This is a genomic window from Xanthobacter sp. BG11Y11_SDJG (assembly GCF_057364445.1).
The window spans coordinates 1-10,181 of the sequence record NZ_JBNFNU010000136.1; the positions used below are offsets into that span (position 1 = coordinate 1).

Genomic DNA, 10,181 nt, shown 5'->3' on the forward strand with positions numbered 1-10,181 from the left:
CGAGCCGCCGGACGGAACGCCCACGCCCCGATGGAGCGCGGCCGCGCGGCGGCCTCATGGGCGCCATCGGCCGCGCCCGGCGCTTCGTCGCCTTCAAGAGCTTCTCCTCGCTCACCCGCCGCATCGTGCTGCTCAATCTCGCGGGGCTGTGCGCGCTGGTGTCCGGCATCCTTTATCTGTCGGAGTTCCGCGCCGGGCTCATCGATGCGCGCGTTCAGAGCCTGATGGTTCAGGGCGAGATCATCGCCGCCGCCATCGCCTCCTCCGCCCAGGTGGAAACCAACGCCATCACCCTCGACCCGGAGCGCCTCCTGGAACTGCAGGCCGGCGAGAGCTACGGACCGTCCGAGGAGGGCTTCTCCAGTTTCGAGTTCCCCATCAATCCCGAGCGCGTCGCCCCGGTGCTGCGCCGTCTCGTCGGGCCGACCGGCACGCGCGCGCGCATCTATGACCGCGACGGCCAGTTGCTGCTCGATTCCCGCTCGCTCTATTCGCGCGGCGAGATCCTGCGCTTCGACCTGCCCGATCCCGCCGAGCCGGCGCCCACCGTGTTCGAGCGCGCCTGGCACGCGCTCCAGCTCTGGTTCGGGCGCGGCGACCTGCCGCTCTACAAGGAGTTCGGCCCCCAGGCCGGCCGGAACTATCCCGAGGTCGCCGCCGCCGCCGTGGGCGTGAACGATGCCGAGGTGCGGGTCGACGACCGCGGCCGGGTGGTGATCTCCGTGGCGGTGCCGATCCAGCGCTTCCGCGCCATCCTCGGGGTGCTGATGCTCTCCACCCAAGGCGGCGAGATCGATGAGGCGGTCAAGGCCGAGCGCTTCGTGATCGTCCGCGTCTTCCTGGTGGCGGCCGCCGTCATGGTGCTGCTCTCGGTGCTGCTCGCCGGCACCATCGCCGACCCGGTGCGCAAGCTCGCCGCCGCGGCCGAGCGCGTGCGCCGGCGCATCAAGACGCGGGTGGAGATCCCGGACTTTTCCGCCCGCTCGGACGAGATCGGCCATCTCTCCCGGGCGTTGCGCGACATGACCGGCGCGCTCTACAACCGCATCGAGGCGATCGAAAGCTTCGCCGCCGACGTGGCGCACGAACTGAAGAACCCCCTCACCTCCCTGCGCAGCGCCGTCGAGACTCTGCCATTGGCCAAGTCCGACGCCTCCCGCGGGCGGTTGCTGGAGGTGATCCAGCACGACGTGAAGCGCCTCGACCGCCTGATCTCCGACATCTCCGACGCCAGCCGCCTCGATGCCGAGCTGCAGCGCCAGGAGGCGGCGGCGGTGGACCTCAAGCAGTTGCTCGAGACGGTGGTGGGCATGGCGCAGGACGTGCGCAGCGACGACGGCGTCGGCGTCACCCTTTCCTTCGAGCGCGGCCCGGGCGCGCCGGCGGACTTCGAGGTGGCGGGCCATGCCTCGCGTCTCGGCCAGGTGGTGGACAACCTCGTGTCCAACGCCCGGTCCTTCTCGCCGCGCGGCGCCACCGTGCGCGTCACCTGCCGGCGCCTCAAGGAGGGCGCGCAGATTATCGTCGACGACGACGGGCCGGGCATCCGCCCGGACGCGCTGGCGCGCATCTTCGAGCGCTTCTATACCGACCGGCCGCACCAGGGCTTCGGCCAGAATTCCGGGCTCGGCCTTTCCATCTCGAAGCAGATCGTCGAGGCGCACGGCGGCAAGATCTGGGCCGAGAACCGCATGGGCACCGACGCCGACGGCGCGCCGGCTGTGGAGGGCGCGCGCTTCGTGGTGCGCCTGCCGAAGGTCTGACGCCATGGGCAGCTCGGGCGAGCCCACCGACGCGACGCCCACCGACGCGACGCCCGCAACCGTGCATGGCACCTGCGTCGCGGTCGGCGACCACGGCATCCTGATCCTTGGGCCATCCGGCGCCGGCAAGTCCACGCTGGCGCTGCGGCTGATCCTCGATGCGCCCCGCGCCCTGCCGCCCGCCGAACTGGTGGCGGACGATCGCGTGATCCTCGACGCGGCCGGAGGCATCCTCACCGCCCGGCCGCCGCCGCTGCTCGCCGGCCTCATCGAGGTGCGGGGGCTCGGCGTGCGGCGGCTGCCCTACCGTCCGCAGGTCAAGCTGACCCATGCGGTGGAACTGGACCCGGACGCCCAGTTGGTGCGCATGCCTATTCCGGATGCACTTGTGCATCCCATTCGCGGATGCACATTGCAGCGCATCGCAAGCCCGACATCGGACCAGGCGGCGCTTCTGCTGGCTGCCGCGATCTTGAGCGCGGATTACCAAAACTAAATGTGCTTTTGTGCGCTGCACCCCTTGCGTATTTTTGAGCCGCTCTGAATATGCTGCTCCCGCGCTGCGGGAGGCCTTCATGGGGGTGAAGGCGGAGGAAACATGATCGGTCTCGTCCTCGTCACCCATGGCCGCCTCGCCGTCGAATTTTGCTCCGCGCTGGAGCATGTGATGGGGCCGCAGGCTCAGATCGAAACCGTGACCATCGGTCCGGACGACGACATGGAGCGGCGTCGCCACGACATCATCGACGCCGTGGCCAAGGCGCAGAGCGGTGACGGCGTGGTGATCCTCACCGACATGTTCGGCGGCACCCCGTCGAACCTGGCCATCTCCGTGATGAATTCGCCGGACGTGGAAGTGGTGGCGGGCATCAACCTGCCGATGCTGGTGAAGCTCGCCAAGATCAGGGGTGAGCTGCCGCTCGCGGAGGCCGTGAACTGCGCCCAGGAAGCGGGCAGGAAATACATCAATGTCGCGAGCCGCGTCCTTGCCGGCAAATGAGCTCGGCGGCTACCCGCCGGCGGAATGTGACGACCCCGCCGCCGCCTGCGGGCGGCCGCTCCCGCCGGGGACGCTGTCGCGCTGCCTGCCGATCGTGAACAAGCGCGGCCTGCATGCCCGCGCCTCCGCCAAGTTCGTTCAGCTCGTGGAGCGCTTCGACGCCGCGGTGAGCGTCTGCCGCAACGGCGAGGCCGTGGGCGGCACGTCGATCATGGGCCTGATGATGCTGGCGGCGGGTCCGGGAACCTCGATCACCGTCACCGCCCGGGGACGCGAGGCCGAGAGCGTTCTCAACGCCCTTGAAGCCCTGGTGGGCGATCGCTTCGGCGAGGAAGAATAGTCGCCCGCCCCACCCGACATCGCTTCTGATGCCGCCGCAGCGCCCCGCTTGCGCCTCGGCGGGCGCCGGGGGGGCATCGGCGTTCGCGCGGCGAATTTACCGTACCCCCAGGCCGCTCTGGCGGCGGGCGGCGATGATCCTTATTCTCTCTAAATCGTTATCAGGGCGTCGGCCCGCAGATCCGCAGGGGTTTGGTCCGCCGTAAAGAAGGCATGTTCAGAATCGCCAGCCAGAGGGCCGAGGCCGTGAATGCGCCGCCCAAGCGGCGCGGCTTCGGCTTGTCCGCCAAGCTGCTTGCCCTCACCGTAGGCGTGGTGGCGGTCGCCGAAGTCTCTGTGCTCGTGCCCACCATCGCCAACTACCGCACCGCCTGGCTGTCCGACCGCCTGGCTGCCGCGCGCACCGCCGCTCTGGTGCTGGATGCCGCGCCGCAGGACCGGATTCCCGCCGACCTCACGCACGATCTGCTGCAGAGCGTCGGCGCCAAGGTGATCGTCGTGAAGAAGGAGGAGACCCGGCGCCTGCTCGCCATGTCGGACATGCCGCCCGAGGCTGACGTGCATATCGATATGCGCACCGGCAGCCTCTGGAGCATGGTGCGCGGCGCCGCCGACACGCTGCTGGCGCCCAACGGGCGGTTCCTGCGCCTGGTGGGCGATCCGCCGCCGGGCGCCGACTTCATCGAGATCGTGCTCTCCGAGACGCCACTGCGCCGCGCCATGCTCGGTTTCGCAGCCACCGTGCTGTTCACCTCGCTGCTGGTGGCGGTGGCGGCCGGCGCCCTGGTCTATCTGTCCCTCAACTGGCTGTTCGTGCGGCCCATGCGGCGCCTCACCGAGCGCATGTCGGCGTTCCGGGAAAACCCCGAGGACGCTCCCGGATCATCGTCCCCAGCGGCCGCTCGGACGAGATCGGCACGGCCGAGGAGGCGCTGGAAGAACTCCAGCGCGGGCTGTCCCAGACCCTGCACCAGAAGAGCCACCTCGCCGCGCTCGGCCTCGCCGTCTCCAAGATCAACCACGATCTGCGCAACCTCCTGGCGTCGGCGCAGCTGCTCTCGGACCGCCTCGCGGGATTGCCGGACCCGACGGTGCAGCGCTTCGCGCCCAAGCTCATCGCCGCCCTCGACCGTGCCGTGACCTATTGCGAGCAGACGCTCTCTTATGGCCGGGCACAGGAGCCGCTGCCCGACCGGCGCGAGGTGCCGCTCGCCCACCTGTTCGATGAAGTGCGCGACACCCTCGGCCTCGGCCCCGGAGCGGCCATCGGCTGGAGCACGCGCATCCAGGACGACGTGGTGGTGGACGCGGACCCTGACCAGCTCTTCCGCGTGCTTCTCAACATCACCCGCAATGCCGTGCAGGCGCTGGAATCGCGGGCGCCGAACGATCCCGCGCGCGACCAGGTCATTCTTTCCGCCCGGCGGACGCCGCGCGGCACCGAGATCGAGATCGCCGACACCGGTCCCGGCATCCCGGCGGCGCGCCGCGCGCACCTGTTCGAGGCCTTCGTCTCGTCGGCGCGCCGGGGCGGCACGGGCTTGGGTCTGCCCATCGCCGACGAACTGGTGCGCGCCCATGGCGGCGAGATCCGCCTGCTCGAGCGCGAGACGGGGACCGCGTTCCGGATCGTGATCCCGGATCAGCCGGGCACGCCCCGCCACCGCAGCGAACGCTGCGGGCCTGAGGCGCAGCCCGGCGCGCCGCGGAGCGCGCGGGAGAGCCCGGCGGAGCGGACATCCCCGGCGCAGCCTGCGCGCGCCGTGCCCCCCGTGCCAGCCGTTGTCCGCCCCCAGGTTTTCCACAGCCCGCCGCCCCCTTTCCAGACACGCCGCGCGTCGATGTCTTTTGCCTTGCCAGCCCCCCTAAAAAGGGGTAGCAGACGGGTCCTCGCAGCGCAGGCCGCTGCGATCCCCGGGGAGGGCCTCCTCCCCCGTCCGGCCTCGGCCGACGCCGTGGGAAAATGCGCCGGTAGCTCAGCTGGATAGAGCACCAGACTACGAATCTGGGGGTCGGGAGTTCGAATCTTCCCCGGCGCGCCATTTAAGCCCAAGAAAAATTGAGGCTTTTTGAGCCTTGAGGATTGCTGCGGAGAGACACACTCCCCTCGGGTCATCACCGGGTCATCACGGGCTACAAACTTTCCTGCCCCACCGATAGCTGGATTCGGCCCGGCTGCCCCGACCTAACGCCCCGATGCGGCCGCGAGCACCAGCGGAGGTGGCGCGGCGTCCTGGTCCGCCTCCGCGGACGTCGCGGCGGCGGCTTCGGAGGCCGGAAGGGTGAGCCGCGCCGAAAGGCCGCGGGTGAGGTTCATGAGGATGACGTCGCCGCCGTGATGTCGGGCGATGGTGCGGGCAATGGCGAGGCCGAGTCCGACGCCGCCGGTCTCCCGGTTGCGGGAATTCTCCAGCCGGTAGAACGGCGCGAACACCTGCTCGCGGAATGCCTCCGGAACGCCGGGCCCGTCGTCCTCCACCACGATGTCCACGTGCTGGGCGCCGACCTCGATCCGCACCCGGGCGCATTCGCCATAGCGCGCGGCATTCTCGACCAGGTTGCGGCAGGCCCGGCGCAGAGCCGCCGGCCGGCAGCGGTAGCCGATCTTCGGACCCTCGCTGAAGACCACGTTGTAGCCGAGCTCGGAGAGATCCTCGCACAGGCTCTCGACCAGCGCGGAGAGGTCAACGGTGCGGGTGACCTCTGCGGTGCCCTCCTCGCGCACGAAGGCGAGGGTCGCCTCCGTCATGGATTGGATCTCGGCGATGGTAGACAGCATCTTGTCGCGGAGCTCGTCGTCGGCGACGAACTCCGCGCGGAGGCGCAGCGAGGTCAGGGGCGTGCGCAGATCGTGGCCGATCGCGGCGAGCATGCGCGTGCGGTCCTCGACGAAGCGCACCAAGCGCTCCTGCATGTGGTTGAACGCCTGGGCGGTGCGCCGCACGTCGTCTGGTCCGGTTTCCGGCAGGGGTTTCACCGGCTGGCCCCGCCCGAACGCCTCCGCCGCTCCTGCGAGGCGCCGCAGCGGCTGGGTGATGCCGCGCGCGGCAAAGACGGCGATCACCGTCAGCAGCAGCGCGGTGAGGCCGAGCGAGGTGATGGACTGGGCATTCCAGAAGCCCTCCGCCGACGGCTTGGCGAAGGCGGAATTGAGCCAGGTCCCGTTCTCCATGCGCACGGCGAGGCCCATGCCGGTGCCGCCGTCGAGATACTGGAACTGGGCCGGGCGGGCGAGCGGCCAGGCCTCGGGGCGCACTCTGAGCCAGTCCGGCGAGCCGGTCGCGGCCGGCTGTGCCGGGGAATCGATGCGGGGCTCCGTCATCGGCCCATAGCCGGGGAACACCACCCGCGGCAGCGGGCGGACAAGGTGCTCCCAGGCCTCCCTGCGCCAAGCGAGCGCGTCCGCCGGCGCCTCGGCGGAGACCCAGTAGCGGGTGCTGGTGGTGTTGCTGGCGGCGAGGATGTCGTTCTGCAGCTCCGGCGGCGTCGCCTCCAGCACCCGCACCAGGGAGGCGCAGCGGCTCAGCATCTCGCCCTTGGAGGCCTTGCGCATCACCTGGCCGTGCTCGTCCCAGGAAATGAGGAACACCGCCCCCTGGGACAGCACCAGCGAGAGAAGCGTGAAGGCGATGAAGCGCGCGGCGAGGCTGCCGCTCCACAAGCGGGTCATGCGCGTTCGACCTCCGCCTCAAGGCTGTAGCCGCCGCCCCAATGGGTCTTGATGAGGCTCGGTGTCTTGGGGTCGGCCTCCACCTTCTTCCGCAGGCGGCTCACCTGGTTGTCAATGCTGCGGTCGAACGGCTCCGCGCTACGGCCCACCGTGAGGTCGAGGAGTTGGTCACGGGAGAGCACGATGCCGGGATGGTCGAGGAACGCACTCAGAAGGCGGAACTCGGCGGTACTCAGCGGCACCGCCACACCGTCCTGGCCGGTCAGCTCGCGCCGCCCGGCATCCAGCGTCCAACGGTGGAAGCGCACCGTCTTCGCCGCAAGGCGACCCTTCTGCGGCGGCAGGCTGTTGACCCGGCGCAGCACCGCCTTGATGCGGGCGAGCAGTTCGCGCGGGTTGAACGGCTTGCCGAGATAGTCGTCGGCGCCAACCTCCAGCCCGACGATGCGGTCGGTCTCCTCGGTCATGGCGGTGAGCAGGATGACGGGCAGCTCGGTGGTGCTGCGCAGGTAGCGGCACAAAGAGAGGCCGTCTTCGCCAGGCATCATCACATCCAGCACCACCAGGTCCGGAGCGCTCTTCTCCATGAGGCGGCGCAGCGCCGCCGCACTGTCCGCGAGGCTGATGCGGTAGCCGTGCTGCGTCAGATACTTGCCGACCAGGTCGCGAATGTCGCGGTGATCGTCGACGATGGCGATGTGGGGTGAAGAGTCCATGCGTTGCGCTCCAGCGCGGAACATAGCGAAGACCCCGGCCCACCCCAGCCGAAAAAGTGTATCAGAGTATCTCGGCCGCTTCCCCGGCGACAGTCGGCCACGATTTCGCGAGGTCCGGCACCCCGCGGCGCCAGCGTGGCCATGGCTCCGGAGGGCGCGGCGCAACTCCCGGGCCGGCGGCATCCCGCCGGCCCTGCGGCGCCGGCGCAGGACGATTTCGTATCAAGCTGTTCGGAATCCGGGGACACCGCTACATTTGCCAACACTTATCGAGGTTTCGGGCGATAGTTTTGCGACAGATGGCGCCTATCTTCCTCGTCATCGCCGACCGGGAACCACATCTGCTCCGGTTATCGACTAACGAACAGAGGATAGATCACATGCGTTATACTGTCATTGCTGCGATTTCGGCCGCTCTTCTTTCCACGATCGCCTTCGCCCCGGGGGCCTTCGCCCAGGACGGCTCGTCCAAGCCGCGCCAGACCCACCGGGCCTATGCGCCGGTGACGACCCCCACCACCCAGGCCCCCGCCTTCCCGGGCGAGCAGATCGACCGGCAGCGCAATCCCGCTTCGGCCCTCTCGGAGCAGGACCGCCTGTTCCTGATGCTGGGTGACCGCGGCATCGGCAACGGCTGACGCCCTTTCGGCGCACCCTCGGGCCGGAGCCGCCCCCTCCACGCCTGAAAGCGCGCCGGACGCCCGGCCGCTCCCCCCTTCCGGGGCAGGGAGCGGCCGGGTTTTTTTGCGCCCGCGGCTCAGGGGCGCACGCCCGGCGTCTCCACCGGCAGCCCGGCGCCGCGCCCGGCAAGATAGGCCTCTAGGGCGATGAACTCGGGCGCGCCATCGTCGAACGGCTCCGCCCGCACCCCGGTCATGCAGGCGCGCATCCGCCGCTGGAGAGAGCCGAGGCCCTGCCATTCCAGCCGGTAGATGGGATAGGCGCCGGGCTGTCCCTGGGTGATGGGGCTGCCGCCCAGCCGATGGGCCCACAGCGCATCGTGGCAATCGGCGCAGGACAGACGGAGTTGGCCCATGCGGGTCTCGTAGAGGCGGCGTCCCGCCGCCCGCGCCGACGCCATGGGCGCATCCTGCGGCGGCGCGAGCGGCAGGCCGCGCGACTGGAAGCCGACGAAGGCGGCGAGGGCGAGCAGGCTGGGCTCCTCAGAACCAAGACGAGGCGCCCCCTGATGGCGGGCGCGGCAGGCATTGATGCGGCCGGACAGGTCGAGTGCGGCGCCGGAGGCGTCGTCAAACGCGGGATAGCGGGCGGCGACGCCCCGCATGCTGTGTTCCGCAGCGCCGTGGCAATCCGAGCAGGCGCGCTGCGCCTTGCCGGCGGGCGCCTGCCAGAGCTGCGCGCCGTCGAGCACGAACAGCATGCCGGGATTGGCAGTGTCGTCCGCTTGCAGGCCTCGCGTCTGCGGACCCGCGAAGGTGATGCCAGAGCGCCGCTCGGCGGGCGCGATCGGCAAGGGCTCGGCGGCGGCCGGCGCCGCGAGCGCGAGAGCCAGGACCACGGCGCGGGCGCGCGCCACCTCACGCCACCGAGATCTCGGCCGTCGCCACATGGACCGACCCGCCATCCTCGATCCAGGTGAAGGTCAGCGGGCCGCTCTCGATCGCCACCGTAGAAAAAGCGAGGTAGGGATTGGCCCCGACGGCCGGGTGGAGATCGGCCGCGAACACCTCCTCCCCCCCGTAGGCGCAGGTGAAGCGGTGGATAATGCGGCGTGGGATCGCCGCGCCGTCCGGGCCGGTGCGGTAGCCGGTCTCCATGGGGTGGGCGATCATGGCGCGGATCTCCACCACGTCGCCGCGCCGCACGGTCTTCGGCACGTTTACGAGGGTGCGTGTCATGTCAGGTCCTCGATGCAGGCGGCGAGCGTCACGATCACGCTGGCGCGGCTCGCCCAGAAGGTACCGTCGCTCATCTGCGCCACCACAAGAACCGTCTGTGAGGTGGCGAGGCGGATGCGTGTCGCCACCCGCGCCCGCCCGGCCCTCGGCCCGAGATGGAACACCGCCACCTCGGCCTGCGGGTTCTTCTCGTTGAAAAGCGCGATGCGGGTGACGTGGTCGCCGGCGTCCATGGGACTGTCCACGCTCACCGTGATGCCGACCGCATTGCCGTTCTCCACCAGCGGGGGGATGTCGAGGTGCACCCGCCCGTCCTGTACCGGCGCGCGCCGGTGAACCCGGCAAGCGCCGCCTCAAGGCTCGGGCGCGCGAGCGCTGTGCGCGGGCGCGACACGACGAGGAGGCCCGCCGCGCCGAGGGCCAGCACCTCGCGGCGTGGCAGGCCGCCCAGCATGTAGCGCCGTTGGGGGTCGGGACGATGCGGCACGGCTCAGCCTCCCAGGCTCGAAAGATAGGCGACGATGTCCTCCACCTCGGCGGCGGTGAGCACGGGCCTGTCGCGCCAGGCGGCGGCGACCCGCGGCGCATCGGCGACCTCGTGGAAGGACGGCATGGGCGAGTTGGGGTAGAGGGCGCGCATGTCCACCACGCGCAGCCGAATCTGCGCGGGAGAAAGACGCGCGCGACGTCGGCGAGGGACGGGGCGATGTCGCCGGCGAATGGGGCTCCGCGAACGGCCCGCCATGGCACAGCGCGCACAGGCTGCGGGTGCGCTCCGCCCATCCAGCGCGGCGCCGCGCGCGGCGTCTCCCGCGCGCGAGGGAAGCGGCGATC

10 protein-coding genes, 1 tRNA gene and 2 pseudogenes are annotated in these 10,181 nt (G+C 70.4%); 7 read left to right on the forward strand and 6 right to left on the reverse strand.

All coding sequences use genetic code 11. The annotated features are described in order from the left end of the window. Positions 1-56 precede the first annotated feature (56 nt). From AC2W7M_RS12735 to AC2W7M_RS12760, 6 genes and pseudogenes are all read left to right on the forward strand, one after another. Positions 57-1,763 carry a stimulus-sensing domain-containing protein gene (locus tag AC2W7M_RS12735; protein WP_486132679.1) on the forward strand — a complete coding sequence of 569 codons (1,707 nt, stop codon included), beginning with the start codon at positions 57-59 and terminating at the stop codon, positions 1,761-1,763. A gap of 4 nt (positions 1,764-1,767) precedes the next feature. Next, positions 1,768-2,259, forward strand: a complete 492-nt coding sequence (locus AC2W7M_RS12740; RefSeq protein ID WP_486132670.1) for an HPr kinase/phosphorylase — start codon at positions 1,768-1,770, stop codon at positions 2,257-2,259. Between the two features lie 102 nt (positions 2,260-2,361). Then, on the forward strand, positions 2,362-2,763 hold the full coding sequence (locus tag AC2W7M_RS12745) for a PTS sugar transporter subunit IIA (protein WP_486132671.1): 402 nt from the start codon (positions 2,362-2,364) through the stop codon (positions 2,761-2,763). Beyond that, positions 2,732-3,103, forward strand: a complete 372-nt coding sequence (locus AC2W7M_RS12750) for an HPr family phosphocarrier protein (protein ID WP_486132672.1) — start codon at positions 2,732-2,734, stop codon at positions 3,101-3,103. Before AC2W7M_RS12745 ends, AC2W7M_RS12750 begins: the two co-directional genes overlap by 32 nt. A gap of 212 nt (positions 3,104-3,315) precedes the next feature. Next, positions 3,316-4,751: pseudogene (locus AC2W7M_RS12755) on the forward strand (sensor histidine kinase); the annotation flags it as partial. A gap of 316 nt (positions 4,752-5,067) precedes the next feature. Beyond that, positions 5,068-5,144: transfer RNA gene (locus AC2W7M_RS12760), tRNA-Arg, on the forward strand. 143 nt (positions 5,145-5,287) lie between these two features. Here the strand turns inward: AC2W7M_RS12760 and AC2W7M_RS12765 are convergent. After that, positions 5,288-6,772: an ATP-binding protein gene (locus tag AC2W7M_RS12765; protein WP_486132673.1), complete on the reverse strand. Its 1,485-nt coding sequence runs from the start codon at positions 6,770-6,772 to the stop codon at positions 5,288-5,290. Further along, positions 6,769-7,488: a response regulator gene (locus AC2W7M_RS12770; RefSeq protein ID WP_486132674.1), complete on the reverse strand. Its 720-nt coding sequence runs from the start codon at positions 7,486-7,488 to the stop codon at positions 6,769-6,771. Before AC2W7M_RS12770 ends, AC2W7M_RS12765 begins: the two co-directional genes overlap by 4 nt. 380 nt (positions 7,489-7,868) lie before the next feature. Here AC2W7M_RS12770 and AC2W7M_RS12775 point away from each other — a divergent pair, with 380 nt between their 5' ends. Continuing rightward, complete coding sequence (locus AC2W7M_RS12775; RefSeq protein WP_486132675.1) at positions 7,869-8,126, forward strand: hypothetical protein; 258 nt, start codon at positions 7,869-7,871, stop codon at positions 8,124-8,126. 119 nt (positions 8,127-8,245) lie between these two features. Here the strand turns inward: AC2W7M_RS12775 and soxA are convergent, their stop codons facing one another. The 4 genes and pseudogenes from soxA to AC2W7M_RS12795 all read right to left on the reverse strand — a co-directional run bounded on the left by soxA (position 8,246) and on the right by AC2W7M_RS12795 (position 9,993). Next, positions 8,246-9,058 (reverse strand): sulfur oxidation c-type cytochrome SoxA, encoded by an 813-nt coding sequence (gene soxA / locus AC2W7M_RS12780; RefSeq protein ID WP_486132676.1) that lies wholly within the window; start codon positions 9,056-9,058, stop codon positions 8,246-8,248. After that, positions 9,027-9,347 (reverse strand): thiosulfate oxidation carrier complex protein SoxZ, encoded by a 321-nt coding sequence (gene soxZ / locus AC2W7M_RS12785; RefSeq protein ID WP_486132677.1) that lies wholly within the window; start codon positions 9,345-9,347, stop codon positions 9,027-9,029. The genes soxA and soxZ overlap by 32 nt, the downstream gene beginning before the upstream one ends. Next, positions 9,344-9,801 (reverse strand): annotated as a pseudogene (locus tag AC2W7M_RS12790) (SoxY-related AACIE arm protein). The gene soxZ and the pseudogene AC2W7M_RS12790 overlap by 4 nt, the downstream one beginning before the upstream one ends. A gap of 36 nt (positions 9,802-9,837) precedes the next feature. Continuing rightward, a complete protein-coding gene (locus AC2W7M_RS12795; protein ID WP_486132678.1) occupies positions 9,838-9,993 on the reverse strand; it encodes a cytochrome c family protein in 156 nt (51 codons plus the stop codon). Positions 9,994-10,181: the final 188 nt, after the last annotated feature.